The 15,130-nt window shown below is 70.6% G+C and carries 12 protein-coding genes and 1 pseudogene; 11 read left to right on the top strand and 2 right to left on the bottom strand.

The genetic code is table 11. The features are described 5' to 3' along the window. Positions 1 to 349: 349 nt before the first annotated feature. The 5 genes from ACIQFZ_RS31135 (at position 350) to ACIQFZ_RS31155 (ending at position 4,157) form a co-directional block, all read left to right on the top strand. Complete coding sequence (locus ACIQFZ_RS31135) at positions 350 to 640, top strand: hypothetical protein (RefSeq protein ID WP_402692785.1); 291 nt, start codon at positions 350 to 352, stop codon at positions 638 to 640. A 10-nt stretch (positions 641 to 650) separates the two neighbouring features. Continuing rightward, on the top strand, positions 651 to 1,550 hold the full coding sequence (locus tag ACIQFZ_RS31140; RefSeq protein ID WP_383056698.1) for a DUF2637 domain-containing protein: 900 nt from the start codon (positions 651 to 653) through the stop codon (positions 1,548 to 1,550). Positions 1,551 to 1,651: 101 nt separating this feature from the next. Next, entirely contained in the window at positions 1,652 to 2,035 is a 384-nt protein-coding gene (locus tag ACIQFZ_RS31145; RefSeq protein WP_402692786.1) for an STAS domain-containing protein, read from the top strand. Between the two features lie 59 nt (positions 2,036 to 2,094). Then, positions 2,095 to 3,561, top strand: coding sequence for an MFS transporter (locus ACIQFZ_RS31150; RefSeq protein ID WP_402692787.1), 1,467 nt, complete (start codon positions 2,095 to 2,097; stop codon positions 3,559 to 3,561). Between the two features lie 89 nt (positions 3,562 to 3,650). Then, complete coding sequence (locus ACIQFZ_RS31155; protein WP_365430914.1) at positions 3,651 to 4,157, top strand: MarR family transcriptional regulator; 507 nt, start codon at positions 3,651 to 3,653, stop codon at positions 4,155 to 4,157. A gap of 86 nt (positions 4,158 to 4,243) precedes the next feature. Here the strand turns inward: ACIQFZ_RS31155 and ACIQFZ_RS31160 are convergent, their stop codons facing one another. Further along, entirely contained in the window at positions 4,244 to 4,663 is a 420-nt protein-coding gene (locus ACIQFZ_RS31160) for a CBS domain-containing protein (protein ID WP_365430916.1), read from the bottom strand. A gap of 230 nt (positions 4,664 to 4,893) precedes the next feature. Here ACIQFZ_RS31160 and ACIQFZ_RS31165 point away from each other — a divergent pair, with 230 nt between their 5' ends. The 6 genes and pseudogenes from ACIQFZ_RS31165 (at position 4,894) to ACIQFZ_RS31190 (ending at position 11,294) form a co-directional block, all read left to right on the top strand. Further along, positions 4,894 to 6,300 carry a magnesium transporter MgtE N-terminal domain-containing protein gene (locus ACIQFZ_RS31165; RefSeq protein WP_402692788.1) on the top strand — a complete coding sequence of 469 codons (1,407 nt, stop codon included), beginning with the start codon at positions 4,894 to 4,896 and terminating at the stop codon, positions 6,298 to 6,300. 398 nt (positions 6,301 to 6,698) lie between these two features. After that, positions 6,699 to 8,291 (top strand): NRAMP family divalent metal transporter, encoded by a 1,593-nt coding sequence (locus ACIQFZ_RS31170; RefSeq protein ID WP_402692789.1) that lies wholly within the window; start codon positions 6,699 to 6,701, stop codon positions 8,289 to 8,291. A 68-nt stretch (positions 8,292 to 8,359) separates the two neighbouring features. Continuing rightward, entirely contained in the window at positions 8,360 to 8,848 is a 489-nt protein-coding gene (locus ACIQFZ_RS31175) for a hypothetical protein (protein ID WP_365430922.1), read from the top strand. Positions 8,849 to 9,117: 269 nt separating this feature from the next. After that, entirely contained in the window at positions 9,118 to 9,561 is a 444-nt protein-coding gene (locus ACIQFZ_RS31180) for a nitroreductase/quinone reductase family protein (RefSeq protein WP_365775915.1), read from the top strand. Positions 9,562 to 9,579: 18 nt separating this feature from the next. After that, positions 9,580 to 9,959, top strand: a pseudogene (locus ACIQFZ_RS31185) (tyrosine-type recombinase/integrase); the annotation flags it as partial. Positions 9,960 to 10,199: 240 nt separating this feature from the next. Beyond that, entirely contained in the window at positions 10,200 to 11,294 is a 1,095-nt protein-coding gene (locus ACIQFZ_RS31190; protein ID WP_383056692.1) for an LAETG motif-containing sortase-dependent surface protein, read from the top strand. A 368-nt stretch (positions 11,295 to 11,662) separates the two neighbouring features. Here ACIQFZ_RS31190 and ACIQFZ_RS31195 read toward each other — a convergent pair whose 3' ends face one another. Further along, positions 11,663 to 14,716 (bottom strand): FG-GAP repeat domain-containing protein, encoded by a 3,054-nt coding sequence (locus ACIQFZ_RS31195; protein ID WP_383056691.1) that lies wholly within the window; start codon positions 14,714 to 14,716, stop codon positions 11,663 to 11,665. Positions 14,717 to 15,130: the final 414 nt, after the last annotated feature.

Genomic DNA, 15,130 nt, shown 5'->3' on the forward strand with positions numbered 1-15,130 from the left:
ATGTACTCGGGTGATGCGACAACGCGGCTGGGGGTCCCCCCCTGCTCGAAGAGCTTGGGGGAGCCGTGCCGGGCGTCGCGAGCCGGTGAACCTTTTCGGTCGCAGCACTAGCGGCTGCGGGACGCCGGCCGGTGCGTCGCGCGTGCGGAACGCGGCGGGTCGATACCCGTGACATGCGCCTCCGGAGCCGTATTGTCGACGTGCCGCACGCCGAACGGCGGCTCACCGGCTCCCACCCGTCTCTTCATGTGTACGGATGAGACATCCCATCGCACATATAGGGCTAATCAGGGAATTCCTTCACCCATTTGCCGCGCATCCGGGGAAGTCGGACGGCGTTAGTCGGGACATGACTAAGGCAACCAGGGAAGGGTACTGGGGTCTGTTCGGGGGTCAGGAGCGAGAGGACCCGGTCGCCGCACACGCGGTGGCGCTGGGTCCCTACACCTACCTTCCCGCCCAGGTGCACTCGTCGGCCGCTGTCAACGGCACCCTGACCAGGGGAGGTTTTCCGGTCGCTCTCAAGGTGACGGAGCCCCTGCTGCGGGATTTCCTGGACGCGATGAGCACACTGGAAGCCGACCTCGCGCGCCGCTGGCTCGGGTCGGAGAGCCGGTCCCGTCTCTCGGGAGCGGAATAGCCGCCGCGTCATGTACGACGAACGTACCGATCATCGTTCCGGCCATTCGACTGACTATTCGGGCTATCCCGGTTACCCGAGCCCTACGGGTGGATACCAGGGGGCGGGCACCGGCCGGCACCGGGGCCCGGCGGAGTTCTTCACGTCTCCCCTGGAGCCGCCGGACGCGGCCTGGGACCCCGCCGAGGAACTGGCCTTCATGCTCCAGGACGCCATGGAGGAGCACCGGCCGGACGTCCCCGTCGCCCGGGACGAGACACCGGTCACCGAGCCCGCTCCGAACACCGGCACGCCCCTGGAGAACCTCCAGGCGATCACGGCGGAACTGCCTCCGCTGGAGGAGGTCGCCCGACGCCATCGAAAGGTCCGGGAACGCAAGCGTCCGAACGTCCTGCGGACCGCCAGTCACGTCATCGCCGCGCTGACCGCGGTGATCGCTTCCTCGGTGAGTTTCTTCGGCGGAATGGTTGCCTACGATCCCCTGCGCGTCGTGGCCGTGGCACGGATGCAGGACGGCATCGCGTCCTGGTGGCCCCTGCTGGTCTACGGTCCCTGGCTGGTCGCCTCGCTGTCCGTGCTGCGGGCCGCGCTGCACCAGCGCCGCGCCGTCCACTCCTGGAGCGTGGTGCTGATCTTCTCGTCCATCGCGATGCTTCTGTGCGTGCTGCAGGCGCCCAGGACGATCGTGGACATCGCCGCGGCAGCCCTGCCGGGCCTGGCCTCCCTGGCCTGCTTCCAGCAGTTCGTACGCCAGATCACCCTGACCCGCCCGCCCCGGCGCACGTCGCCCCGCCACCGCCAGCCCCGCACCCCCCACACCGAGACCTCGTCCATGTCCACCGCCCGCGACACCCGCCGCACCACGACGACGGCGCGACCGGGCGGAGGCACGGCACGCAAGAGGGCCTGAGCCGATCGTTCCCCGGAGCCGGGGCCCCACGGCCGCCACGGACGTGGCCGCGGGGCCACCATGGAGGTGGACGGAGTGTGGCGGACGCGAAGGAGGCCGCCATGGCAGCCGCGCATCTCCCGGTGTCGCCCCTGGTGGTCAGGGCGACCGACGGCCGACGGGCCGAACTGGCACTCACCGGGGACATCGGGGCGGAAGTCCTGCGGCCACTGGAGGAACGACTCGGAGCCCCGCCGCTGAGCGAGGCCGACGAGTGGATCGTGGACATGAGCGAGGCCACCCACCTCGACCTTGCGTGCGCCTACGCCCTGCTGCGGGTCGTCACGCGGTGGCCGGCGACCGCGCTCACCATTCGCGGAGCCCGGCGCACCGTGCACCGGACCCTGCGCCGCGCGGGGCTCGACACGGCCGCGGTGATGGAGGACTTAGAGGTGGAGGAGGACTCACAGGACTCAGAGGGCTCAGGGGTGGCGGAGGGCCGGTGACGGCGGGGGCAGGATCAGACGGATCCCGAATAGTTCGGTGACCGATGTAATCTGAAGTCATGGCTCCGGATACGACGCACAGCCCGTCCCGTCCGCGCTGGCCCGCCGTGCTCACCGCGGAGCGGGCCCGCCCGGAGGGGATCCGGTCACGACCGAACGCCTGGTGGCTGGCCGTGGCCACGGTGTGCTTCGGGGCGTTCATGGGTCAGCTGGACGCGAGCATCGTGACGCTGACCTACGGCAGCCTGCGCACCGAGTTCCACACCTCGCTCGCCGCGGTCGAATGGGTGTCGCTGGCGTATCTGCTGGCCCTGGTGGCGCTGCTGGTGCCGGCCGGGCGGCTGGCGGACGCGCACGGCCGCAAGTTGCTGTACCTGTACGGGTTCGCCGTCTTCACACTGGCGTCCGCCGCCTGCGGACTGGCGCCCTCCTTGGCGGCGCTGGTGGGCTTCCGGGTGGTGCAGGCGGCCGGGGCGGCGCTGATGCAGGCCAACAGCGTCGCGCTCGTGACCACCAGCGCACCCCGCGGACGGATGCGCAGCGCGCTCGGCGTGCAGGCCGCCGCACAGGCGCTGGGGCTCGCCCTGGGGCCCACCGTGGGCGGCGCACTGGTGTCCACCCTGGGCTGGCGCTGGGTGTTCTGGGTGAACGTGCCGGTCGGGGTGGTCGCGCTGGTGAGTGGGCACTATCTGCTGCCGCGCACCAGGGCCCGTACGAAGGTCGCGCGCTTCGACTGGGCCGGGCTGGCGCTGCTGGCCGTGGCGACGACCTGCGCGCTGCTCGGCGTGTCCGCGGCCTCCGGTCTGCCGGTGCCCGCCTGGGGCGTGGTCCTGCTGTTCGGCATCGCGGCTCTGGCCGGCTGGGGCTTCGCCCGTCGTCAGCGGCGGACCGCCGCGCCCTTGCTCGACCTCGCTCTGCTGCGGGTCCGCGCGGTCGCGTTCGGGTTGGTCGGGGCGCTCAGCGGATACCTGGTGCTGTTCGGCCCGCTGGTGCTGGTGCCGGTCGTGCTGACCGCGCGGGGGGCCTCGGAGCTGACCGCGGGACTGGTGCTGACCGCGTTGCCCGCCGGGTTCGCCCTCGGCGCCACCGGCGGCGACCGGCTGCTGCCGCGTTCCCTGACCGACCGTGGCCGGTGCCTGACCGGAGCCGGCGTATTCCTCCTCGCCACGGCCGCGCTCCTGGCCGTTCCCCTCACCATCGCCTGGCTGGTGCCGCTGCTGGCCCTGGTCGGCGTGGGGCTGGGGACGTTCACCCCGGCCAACAACGCCCTGATCATGGGCGCGATCCCCGCCCGTTCCTCCGGCACCGGTGGCGGCCTGGTCAACATGACCCGCGGTCTGGGCACCGCCCTGGGCGTGGCGCTGGTCACCCTCGCCCTGCACGTTGCGGCCGGCGGCGGAACCGAGGCCGGCGCCCGGTGGTCCGCGTCGATTCTGGTGACGGTGTCGGCCGTCGCCGTCGTCTCGGCCTGGCTGGGGCCGGACCGGGGCGATCACCGCCGGTCCCTTCCGGGACCCGGTGCGTGAGGACGGTGGACAACTCGCGTGAGCCGGTGGAGAACCCGGCGGCAGTACGAGCAGGCGGGCGCGCACGGGGGCCCGGCTACCCTTGCCGCATGTCCGCGCAGTCCCGCTCCGAGCCTCCCCTGCCCGGCCCCGCCACCGAGGCGCCGGACGCCCGGCTGCTCACCGAGGCTGTCACCCGCCTGCGTCGCGCCCTGCGGGCCTCGATCCGGACCGACTATCCGTGGGAGAAGCTGCCCATGGCCCAGGTCGAGCTGCTCCAGGTGCTCGGTGAGCACTCGCCCGCCCGGATCAGCGATCTCGCGGCCCGCCAGCGACTCGCGCCGAGCACCGTCAGCGGACTGATCGGTCAGATGATCACCACGGGCCTGGTCGCGCGCGAGGTCGACTCCGCCGACCGCCGTGCCTCCGTCGTCACTCTCACCGACGCCGGACGGGACCAGCTCGCCGCGTGGACCACCGCCCACGAACGCCGGATGGACGCCGCACTGGCCGCCCTGGAAGACGCCGATCGGGCCGCCGTCGCCGCCGCCCTGCCCGCCCTCTTCCAGCTCGCCGAAAAACTGGGTCAGTTGGACGACGGCGCGACCGTGGGCTGACACGACGAGGGCTCCCATCGGAATCCGGTCGGAGCTCTCGCTCGTCCTTCTGGGCGCCCTGTCGTCCTGGTGGGTGCCCCTCGGTGTCAGGCGGTCGTGCAGACGGCCCCGACGAAGTGGCCCACCTGCGTCTCCGGCAGAGTGCGTGAGAGGTCCGACTCGCAGATCATGCCGACCAGGCGGTGGTTCTCGATGACGGGCAGCCTGCGGATCCGGTGTTCCTCCATGGTCCGCAGGACACTGCCGCTGTCGGCGTTCGCGTCGATCGTGATCGGCTTGCCCTGCTCCAGCTCCCCCGCCGTCATGGTCCGGGGGTCCTTCCCCTTGGCGAGGCACTGCACCACGATGTCGCGGTCCGTGATGATCCCGTGGAGGCGGTCGTCGGGCCCGCAGATCGGCAGGGCTCCGACGTCCAGCTCCCTCATCCGGCGCGCCGCGTCCTCCAGCGTCTCGCTCTCCTGGACGCATGTGGCACCGGTGTGCATGATCTCCCGTGCGGTGGTCATGGCCGTCTCCTTCGAGCTTCGGTGGCCGGCACGGAGAGAGCCACGGTCCTGGCCCGCCCCGGCCAGTTCGGCATACCACCAGTGTCGGTTCTCCGTATGCCCGCCGCACGTCGTGGAAGCCCGGCTCCCGCTGGGACACCAGCCCGCCCCAGGTGGGGCGTTTGCGTGCGTTTGTTGTCATTCAATACCGTTGGTCGCGGGGGTAACCGACCTTCGGGCAGGGCAGAGCGATGACCGTCAGTCCGTCTTCGCCGCGGCCGACCGCACACCGCGAGCGGGCGCCCGTCCATCTGTCGTTGCTGGTGAAGCGCCCCGTGGTGGACCGGGGCGACCGGTCGCTCGGCCGGCTCTCCGACGTGATCGTCCGGCTGCGCGGTGCCGACTACCCGGTGGTGTCCGGGCTCGTGGTCGGCGTGGGCGGCCGTGAGCTGTTCGTCCCGGTCGAGCAGGTGGCCGCGCTCGACGCCGAGGGCCTGGTGGAACTCGAGAGCGCACGGCTGGACCTGCGGCCGTTCGAACGCCGCGAGGGCGAGGTGCTGCTACGGGCGGACGTGCTGGGCCACCGGCTGATCGACGTCGGCGAGGCGCGCCTGGTCCGCGCGCAGGACGTGGAACTGGTCGAACGGGACGGCCAGTGGCTGCTGTCGGGCGTGGACACGCACCGACCGCACCGGCTGCTGGGGATCTTCGGGGACCGTTCGACGGGGCACGCGTGCCGGGACTGGAAGGCGTTCGAGCCGCTGATCGGACACAGCCGCAGCGCGCTGGTCCGCCGCCCCACGGCCCGGATCCGGCGCCTGCGGCCGGCGGAGATCGCCGACCTGCTCGAGGACGCCTCCCGGGACGAGGAACGCGAGATCCTCGGCGACGTCCGGCAGGACCCGGAGCTGGAGGCGGACGTCTTCGAGGAGTTGGAGGAGGACCGGGCCTCCCGGTTGCTCAACGCCCGCACCGACGTGGAGATCGCCGCCGTACTGGCGCGGATGCGGGCGGACGACGCGGCCGACGCCATCGACGATCTACGGCAGGGCCGTCGCCGTACCGTGCTGGAACTGCTGCCCGCCGGACAGCGCGCCAAGGTGCTGACCCTGATGGGCTTCAACCCCGACAGCGCCGGGGGCCTGATGGGGATGGACTTCCTGGCCCTGCCCCCGGACACGCCGGCGAGCGAGGCCGAGGCGGCGGTCCGGCGGGGGAGCCGGCTTCAGCCGGAGGCGCTGACCAGCGTCTACACCGCCGACGAGGAAGGACGGCTGCTCGGCTGGGTCCAGCTGGTCACCATCCTGCAGAGCGATCCCGCGGTCCGGCTGGCCGAGGTGAGCGAGGCCGATCCCGTGCGCGTCGGCCCGGACACGGACCTGGTGGACGTGGCCCTGCTGATGACGGACTACAACCTGATCACCCTGCCGGTCGTGGACGACGAAGGGGTCCTGCTCGGCGTGATCACGGTCGACGACGTGCTGGAGGCGACGCTGCCGGAGGACTGGCGGCGCCGGGAGGTGGCTCCGCCACCGGACGCCCACCGGACCGCTGAGGCCGGCAGCGCTGTGGGGGTCGGCGGCATCACGGGGGTCGGCGGCACCGTCGAGGCCGGCGGCGCGATGGGTCTGGAGGAGCGTGAGGAGCCCTCACCATGAGCGGGCCCCGGCCCGACCGGCGCCCACCGCAGCAGCCGCCGCCCGGCGCCCACCCGGAGGACCGCCCGCCCAGGCCCGGCGTGCGTCCGGATGACGGTCGGCCCAGGCCCAGCGCACGTCCGGATGACGGTCGGCCCGGGTCCAGCGCCCGTCCGGAGGACCGTCCGCGCACCTCCGGTCCGCCCCCGGCCGGGAGCGGGGGCGGGGGCGCGGGTCGGCCCACGCCCGGCCCGCGTTCACAGGCGCAGGACGGTGCGCACCCCGCAGCCCCGGGCAGGCCACCGGTCGGCGGCCCCGGCGCCCCGGAGCGCGCCGCGACGCCGGGACGTGACGGCGCCCCCACACCAAGGCCCACCGGCCCTCACGCCCATCCCCATCCCCACGCCCGCCCCACAGCGGTGCTGGACGATGCCCACCTCGGCGACATCGAGGGTGCCCTGGGACGTATCCGGCTGGAGGAGGCGGACTCCAGCCGCAGCCTGAAGCGGCGGCTGCTGACGTTCCTGGCGATCGTCGGCCCCGGCCTGATCGTGATGGTCGGCGACAACGACGCCGGCGGGATCTCCACGTACGCCCAGGCGGGCCAGAACTACGGCTACAGCCTGCTGTGGGTGCTCCTGCTCCTCATCCCCGTCCTCATCGTCAACCAGGAGATGGTGGTCCGGCTCGGCGCCGTCACCGGTGTCGGGCACGCCCGGCTGATCAACGAGCGCTTCGGCAGGTTCTGGGGCTGGTTCAGCGTCGGCGACCTGTTCGTGCTGAACTTCCTGACGATCGTCACCGAGTTCATCGGAGTCTCGCTCGCCCTGAGCTACCTCGGCGTCGACAAGTACATTGCCGTGCCGGTCGCCGCCCTCGCCCTGGTCGCGATCACGGCGACGGGCAGCTTTCGGCGCTGGGAACGCGCGATGCTCGCCTTCATCGCCGTCAGCCTGCTGCTGGTGCCGCTGGCGCTGATGAGCCACCCGCGCTACGGAGCGGCCGTCCACCACCTGGTCGTCCCGGGCGTGCGAGGCGGGGTCACCTCCGAGGCCGTCCTGCTGATCATCGCGATCGTCGGTACGACCGTCGCCCCCTGGCAGCTGTTCTTCCAGCAGTCCAACATCATCGACAAGCGCATCACACCGCGGTTCGTCGGCCATGAGCGCGCGGACACCGTGCTGGGGTCCCTCGTCGTGATCGGCGGTGCCGTCGCGATCGTCGTCGTCGCCGACTTCGCCGTGAGCGGTACGGGCGCGGCCGGGCACTTCACCGACGCGCTGGGTGTCGCCGAGGCCCTGGGCGGGCACAGCCGCGTGCTGGGGGTGATGTTCGCCGTCGTGCTCCTGGACGCGTCGATCATCGGCGCCGCGGCGGTCACCCTGGCCACCAGCTACGCCTTCGGCGACATGTTCAACCTGCGCCACTCCCTACACCGCAGCTTCCGCGAGGCCAAGGCGTTCTACGGGACCTACGCCGGGATGGTCCTGCTCGCCGCCGCCATCGTGCTGATCCCCGGTGCGCCCCTCGGGCTGATCACGACCGCCGTTCAGGCCCTGGCGGGACTGCTCCTCCCCTCCGCGTCGGTCTTCCTCCTGCTGCTGTGCAACGACCGGGCGGTCCTCGGCCCCTGGGTCAATCCGCGCTGGCTCAACGTGGTGGCCTCGACCACCATCGGGGTGCTCCTGATGCTGTCCGGAATCCTCGTCGCGACGACCCTGTTCCCGACGCTGGACACCGCCCGGGTCGCGCTGTGGCTCACCGGTGTGCTGGTCGTGGGGCTGCTGGGCGCGGCCGTGGGGCTGCGCGTCGTCCGCGCCCGCCGAGGCACGGCCCTGCCTCCGCCTCCGAGGATCCCCCGCCCCGAACGCGAAAGCTGGCGCATGCCTCCCCTGGCGCTGCTGGAGCCGATCGTCTGGTCCCCCGGACTCAGACTCGGAATGAGCCTGCTGCGGGGCTACCTGGTGATCGCCGTGCTGCTGCTGGTGGTCAAGGCCATCCAGATCGGCTGAGCCGGGTCGGGGGGCCTGGCCGAGGTCCGGAGGCGGAGTGAGGATGGAGGGGTGAGGGAGGTCCTGCGGTGATCCTGCCCTACCCGCACCACGGCGATCGCGTGGTGGCCTATCTGCTGCCGGTGTGGACGAGGCTCCCCGCCGCCGATCGCATGGGCGTGGCCGCTGCCGTGCTGGCCGCGGCGTTCGTCGCCCTGCTCGTCGGCACGAGGCTGAGACGGGTCCGTCCCCGTCCGCTCCGGCGCCCACGTCCCCAGGCCGCAGAGCCGGTCGACACCTCGTGGTTCACCGCCCACACCCTGGACGGCTTCCCCGAGGAGGCGCTCCGCGCCACCCTGAAGACCCCGGCCGCGCCCTCCCGTGAACGCCTCTACGCCGCCTGGGTCCTCGCCACCCACACCCAGGGCACGGATGCCGTATGGCTGGAGAAGAACCTGGCGCTCCCCGCCGACGCGGCTCACCTGATCGCCGAAGCCGCGGAAGCCAGACGCCGAGAACGGTCGGCACGCGTGAACCACGACACGGAGGCCCGCGAAAGCGACCGCCGTGAACGATGACGAGGAAGCCCCGCCTGAACGGCCATGAACGGTGGCGCGTCCGAGGCGGAAAAGGGACGGGCTGACGCCAGAGGGCCGGGCCGCTTTCGCGGGCCGGCCCTCTGGGCCGGCGGTGAATACGAGCTTGCTCGGCGTCTCGTCTGAACGGCGGTGAACGGTGCTGAATGAGACGTGCCACTTCACCGACGTCGGTCCGGCCAACATGCGCAACCGCGTACCTCGCTGGTTAGCTACTAGCAAGGGAGGTCTTCGGCCGCAGAGAGGCGGACATGACTGACGTAAATGAGATAAACAAGCAGGTCATTGCCCAGTTCCGGGCGCAGGGCGGCACTGTGGGAGGCTTCTTCGAGGGCAAGCATCTGTTGCTCCTGCACACGGTCGGCCGTCGTACCGGCCAGGAACGGGTGAACCCCCTGGTGTACGCGGCCGACGGTAACTGTTTCCTCGTCTGCGGCACCGCGCGTGGCGCGGAAAGAGATCCAGCGTGGGTGGGCAACGTCGCCGCCATGCCCGAGGTGACCATCGAGGTGGGGGAACGGATCCTCAAGGCGACCCCTACCGTTGTCACGCATGCGTCGCCGGATTGGGAACGTCTCTACGGGATCTGGTCGGCGTATTGGTCTGACAGCGCGCAGTATGAGACCAGGACATCGCGCAAGTTCCCCATCGTGAAACTGGAGCCCGACGCATCAGGCAACGACCTGCCTGAATGAGTATGAGTTCCCGGATCCAGGAAGGAACAGACCCGGCGTGAGCACAGGTCCACCAGTCCCGCGCAGGACGGCGTTCCATCGGCCTGCCCGATCCGCTGATCAAGATTCTCCGCCGGCACCAGGAAGCACAGGAGCGGGAGCGGGTCGTGGCCGGTGTCGACTGGGAGGGCAAGGGGTACGTCTTCGCCTCCCCGACCGGCGGCCCCCTCAGCCCGAACACCGATTTCCACGTCTGGAAGCGACTGCTTCGGGACGCCGGAGTTCGAGACGGCCGCCTCCATGACGCTCGCCACACCGCTGCGACCGTGCTCCTGATCCTCGGAGTCCCGGACGTCGTGATCGACGCGATCATGGGTTGGGAGCCCGGGGGAGCGGCCCGGATGTGCGCTCGGTACATGAGACAACGTCGAAGGGCCCCACCGCGAACGGTGGGGCCCTTCGACATCGTGCCTGGTGAGGCACTGATCTGACCTGGCCGAAGACACTTTGGCTGAGGCGCGGCCCGGGCATACAACCGTTGTTGTTTCCGTGCTCGTGATGCACCTCACACCCCGCCGCTCAGAATATTGCGCAACCCTTTGAGTTTCCCAGCGATCTCTTGTGCGAACACGTTGGTCACCCCCGTTTCTGAGGTTCGCATGAAGCTTCGCCGCTACCTGGCTCTCGCTGCCGCTACGGCCGCCATCACGCCTGCTGTCCTTCTTGCGGCCCCGGCCGCTTTCGCGACGGAGGGCAACCCTGACTCCTCCTCCAGCACCCCCGCCCCCACCGACAGCGAGTCGGCTGCCTCGAGCGGGTCCGAGGGCGGGTCCGACACCAAGACCGAGGACGGATCGGACACCAAGACCGAGGACGGATCGGGCACCAAGACCGAGGGCGGGTCCGACACCAAGACCGAGGACGTGTCCGACACCACCGAGGACGTGTCCGACACCACCAAGGACGGGTCCGACTCGAAGGACGAGGGCACCACCGACAAGGAGTCGGCCACCCCCAGCCCCAGCACCTCGCCGTCCGAGACGCCGGGCCCGCAGGTGTGCAACGACACCGAGGACTTCAAGCAGGACAAGAACCTGCACACCGGCCTGTCCGGCCTGCCTTCGAAGATCGTCGCGGGCAGCGGATTCCACAATTTCAAGCTGAACGTCAACAACTCCGGCGACAACGCCTACAAGCGTGTCGACCTCGGTGTGTTCGCCGCTCAGATCAACGAGAAGAACTACGACGTCACCACGAGCTACCTCACGCTCCAGTTCAAGGACCCGGCCACCGGCACGTGGCAGAACATCTCCCTGAACGAGAAGGACGAGGGCGCCGGCTACCTCGGCTACACCGACGTCCAGGCCAAGGAGTCCTTCTCCATCGACCTGCGGCTGAGCATCGACAGCAAGGCCCCGGCCGGCATGGGCTTCGCCATCTCCATCGGCATGTACGCCGATGACAAGGGCAACTGCGTCTACTCCAGCGACGACGACTTCTACCAGTTCGACGTCCTCGCCGCCGGCTCCACGTCGGGCAACCCGGGCGACGCCAAGCCGCAGGGCGGCCGGAAGCCGCTGCCGGCCAAGCCCGCCGGCGACAACCAGATCGTCCCGCAGGGCCACCTTGCCGAGACCGGCTCCAACTCGGCGCTGCCGATGATCGCGGTGGCGGGCGGTGCCGCGGTCGCCGTCGGCGCCGGCGCCGTGTTCGTCGTGCGCCGCCGCAAGGCTGACATGGGCGCCACAGCCTGACCGCGTACCTGACGCGCCGACTCTGACTCACCGAGTCACGAGGGCCGCACCCGCACACGCGGGTGCGGCCCTTCGCCATCTGATCCGTTGGCGGGTGCACCTTGTGAACGCCGGTCCACCGACTGCCTATTCGGTTGGTCGTTCGCCGTCCGGATGCTGTCGCGGTGTCGGACCAGGTCCACATCGCAGTGCAGGCTGTCTTGGAGATGCCGGCGGGCGCACGGTCCAGCACCACCTGCGAGCACATCGAGGACATCGTCATGATGCGCCGCGAACTGCCTGATTGCGGAGGAGCACCGAAGAGAGGCAGCCGTGTGGCCCGTCCGTGGGGGCACACCACGGTCGTGTGCCCCCGTCCCGAGCCCGGTTCAGAACAGTCCCTTGTAGCCCTTCCAGCCCGTCGCGATCTTCGTGGGGGCCCCGAACGAGCCCCGGCCGTCGCCGTTCTGGCGCCACAGGTTCCCCGAGGTGTCGCGCGCCACCAGATCGGGCTTCCCGTCCGAGGTGATGTCACCAACGCCGACGACCGCGTTGTACGAGGCACCCCACTTGGAGAACAGCTTGACCCGTTTCGTCGACAGCCCGCCCTTCGTCCCGTAGTACCGGTACAGAGTGCCGTCCTTGTGCCGTGCCAGCACGTCCCCGAGGCCGTCGCCGTTCAGGTCGCCGACTCCGATGATCTTCGTGTACGAGCCCCAGCCCGAGGCGATCTTCTTCCCGGCCGCCAGCGTGCCGTCGGGCTTCGCCGCGAAGAGGTACATCTCGCCCGTGGACGCCTTCCGCGCCAGCAGGTCGGTCAGCCCGTCGCCGGTGAGGTCCCCGGGCGCGGTGAGTACGTCGTAGGCCTTCCAACTGGTGCCGCCGCTCAGCGTCCGGTACGAGGTCGAGGGCGTGAGCGGCTGGCCGCATGCGGGCCGGTACGCCCGCAGTGATCCGTTCGCCATTCGTACGAGGACGTCGTTGCACTTGTCCTTGTTCAGGTCCCCGAAGGGCACGGCGACCACTGAGGTGGACCAGCCGCGCCCCGACGTCGTGCCGGAGAACTTCCCGGCGCCGTTCCCGTGCTGGAACGTGAGGGTCCCATGCGAGTCGAGCGTCAGCAGGTCCGCGATCGCGTCGGGCGACGCCCCGTACCCCGCGTAGTCGCGCGGGACGGGCTGACCGTGGACGAGCCGGACCGTCCCCACGCGGCGCAGCGCCGCCCCCCGGCCGTCCGCCGGGTTCGCGGTGAGCTCCCAGGTGTACTGGCCGTTCCGCAGCGGGGTCTTGTACTGCTTGGCCGGGTCCATGCCCGTCCACTGCACGTCGAGCCGCCCGCGGGTGTCGCCGCCCTGGCGCCGGTCGACCACCCGGTTGGTGTTCTTGTCCCGGACCACGAGCGTCCAGGACGCGACCGGCTTGGAGAACACGCCGTCGAAGACCGCCGTCCCACGCATGCCCGCGCGGTCCGCGGACCATTCGGCGTTGACGGACGTGGCCTCCGCCTCCCGCAGGGTGATCAGGGACTGGGTGGTGGTGACCCCGGACGGCACGAGGTGGATGCGTTCCTGCGCGTCCACGTACGCGACGTTGCCGCTGTACCTGTCCACGGTCCAGCGGACGTGGCGCTGCGAGGTCCCGGTGTCGGGCAGTTCGCCGATGACCCGGGTGCTGGGAGAGCTGGAGTCCACCGTGGTGAGGTCCAGTTCTCCGGCCTGCCGGTCGTGCGTGACGACGTATCCGTCGCCGAGCAGCGCCTCCCCGGAGGGGACGGACACCGAGGACTTCTTCGTACGGTCGTACACCCCGGCGGGCCCGTCGGGGCCGCAACTCCAGTACAGCCAGCGGCCCACGGCCTGCAACTCCCGCGGAACGCAACTCGCGCCGGTGTCGACGGTCTCGACCGTCTTCTTCGAGACGAGGTCGAGCGCCGAGACGCTGCCCGGCGTGGCACCAGGCGTCCAGAGCCGGTTCCCCCAGACGGCGGCGGCGCTGGGGGTGCGCGTCAGAGGGGCGCCGTCGTCGTCCAAGCGGTAGATGGACTGCTTGTCGGCGGTGGTGTGGATCAGGTACCCGCCCGAGACGTCGGTGATCTGGCCGCCGGCCGGCACCCTGCGCTGGTAGAGGTCGTATTTGCCGGGGCCGTGGACCCGGAGCAGGTCCGATCCGCCGCTTTGGCGCTCCAGCCAGGCGATGCGCCCGTCGCCGACGTCGAAGACCGACGCGCAGCCGGGGTCCGTGACCGGGCAGTCGTCCATGACCACATCGGATGTCGGGGCCAGGGGGGTGTGCTCGCCGTACTCGGGGGTGCCGGTCGCGGCCACGTTCCGGACGTAGGGGGTGCGGCGGCCGTTCGCCATTTCGGCGTCGACGAGCCTGCCCTGACTCAGGACGAGCCCCTCGATCGGGAGGATCGGCCGGGGCAGTGGCTTGATCGTGGTGACGACGGGCGCGGTGTCGTCGCCGGGGTGGATGTGCTGGATGCCGCGGTCGTCGAGGGTGGCTGACGTGCGGCCGATGACAAGGGCGGTGCCGTCGGGGGTGGTCACCAGGCCGGTGTTCGACCCCGTGACCACGGTGGTGGAGGCCCCGCCCGCGATCGGCGTCGCCTTGAGGGTGGTGGTGGCACCGGGACGGTAGACCAACCAGTCGCCGACGAGCGCCAGTTCGTGACCCGGTTTGGAGAAGCCACTGTCCAGCGCGACCTTGACCGGCGTCGCCGAGACGTCGGAGCGGGGCAGCACCAGCACGGTGGATGCGAGGGAGTTGTACACCACGATGTGGTCGGGGGAGATCTTCGCCTGGTAGTAGCCGCTGGGCAGCGGCTGCGTCCAGCCCTGGACCCGGCCCGTCTCCCGGTCGGCGACGACCATCCGGTTCGTGCCGTCGGTCTGCTGGCTCTGGAACAGCACGCTGGTTGCGTCGGCCCCTTGCGGCTGGCCGAGCACCATGTCCTCCGGTGCGCCGACGATCGGCACGTCGCGGGTGGTTCCGTCAGGGCCGCTGGTCAGCAGATGCATGACCCGAGTGGATGTCCCGTTCCCGGCGGCGGAGTTGCGGAAGCTGACGACGGTGGTGCCGTAGACGGAGAGCACGCTCTGACCCTCGGGGATGTGCACCGTACGGGTCGTCCCGTCGGAGGCGTCCCACAACTCCACCCGGTCGGGGTAGCGGTACGCGAGCACGTCGCTGCCCGTCGCTGCCGTCCAGTACGTGCCTTGCGGTTTCGGTACGGCGACCGGCGCGCCGCCGCCGTAACGCGACCAGACGAGACCGGAGTAGCCCTCAAGCTGATGGAAGAAGCCCTGGCTGCCGGCCCCGTCCGCGCCGGTCCGGGTGTTGGCGGCATAGAGCGAGGCCGAGGTGTAGGTGCTGCGTAGGGCCGCCGGGACGACGATCTCCTGAGGTACGGCAGGCGCCGCAGAGGCGACGCTGGGTGCCAACGGGCCGGTACCGGCCAGTAGAGCCGCGAATGCAGTGAGGGCGATACCGGCGGGTCTCGCACCACGGTGGTGCACAACGGTATTGCGGAACAAGGGTGCCCCTCCCGAGAAGCCCGAGGGGTAGGCGATGTCGTCCATGACGACTCGGCCCCCAGCCGTCGCATCCCCCCGGAAAGTTGGCCGATACTACCGCCATGGGGTGTCACGACTGTGTACGAGGAAGGTACGGAGGCGGCATCGTCGGCGAACACACGTGCACCTGATCCCAGGGCCTGACCTTCACTGGGCGGGCCGAGAGTCGGGATGCCTGACGCCGATGGCCCGGAGCCGTGAGGGCTTGAAGAGAGTTTGATCTCTGCGATCCCCATGGCGTGAGCTGGGGCACGGGAAACGATCTTGAACTTCGCGGGAAAG

It is taken from the genome of Streptomyces sp. NPDC093064 (assembly GCF_044754605.1).
Taxonomy (GTDB): domain Bacteria; phylum Actinomycetota; class Actinomycetes; order Streptomycetales; family Streptomycetaceae; genus Streptomyces.

Excerpts from the sequence above, each read along its gene's own strand:
- ACIQFZ_RS31150 (WP_402692787.1), top strand. The coding sequence starts at position 2,095 with ATGGCTCCGGATACGACGCACAGCCCGTCCCGTCCGCGCTGGCCCGCC.
- ACIQFZ_RS31165 (WP_402692788.1), top strand. The coding sequence starts at position 4,894 with ATGACCGTCAGTCCGTCTTCGCCGCGGCCGACCGCACACCGCGAGCGG.
- ACIQFZ_RS31190 (WP_383056692.1), top strand. The coding sequence starts at position 10,200 with ATGAAGCTTCGCCGCTACCTGGCTCTCGCTGCCGCTACGGCCGCCATC.
- ACIQFZ_RS31145 (WP_402692786.1), top strand. The coding sequence starts at position 1,652 with ATGGCAGCCGCGCATCTCCCGGTGTCGCCCCTGGTGGTCAGGGCGACC.
- ACIQFZ_RS31135 (WP_402692785.1), top strand. The coding sequence starts at position 350 with ATGACTAAGGCAACCAGGGAAGGGTACTGGGGTCTGTTCGGGGGTCAG.
- ACIQFZ_RS31155 (WP_365430914.1), top strand. The coding sequence starts at position 3,651 with ATGTCCGCGCAGTCCCGCTCCGAGCCTCCCCTGCCCGGCCCCGCCACC.
- ACIQFZ_RS31160 (WP_365430916.1), bottom strand. The coding sequence starts at position 4,663 with ATGACCACCGCACGGGAGATCATGCACACCGGTGCCACATGCGTCCAG.
- ACIQFZ_RS31140 (WP_383056698.1), top strand. The coding sequence starts at position 651 with ATGTACGACGAACGTACCGATCATCGTTCCGGCCATTCGACTGACTAT.
- ACIQFZ_RS31180 (WP_365775915.1), top strand. The coding sequence starts at position 9,118 with ATGACTGACGTAAATGAGATAAACAAGCAGGTCATTGCCCAGTTCCGG.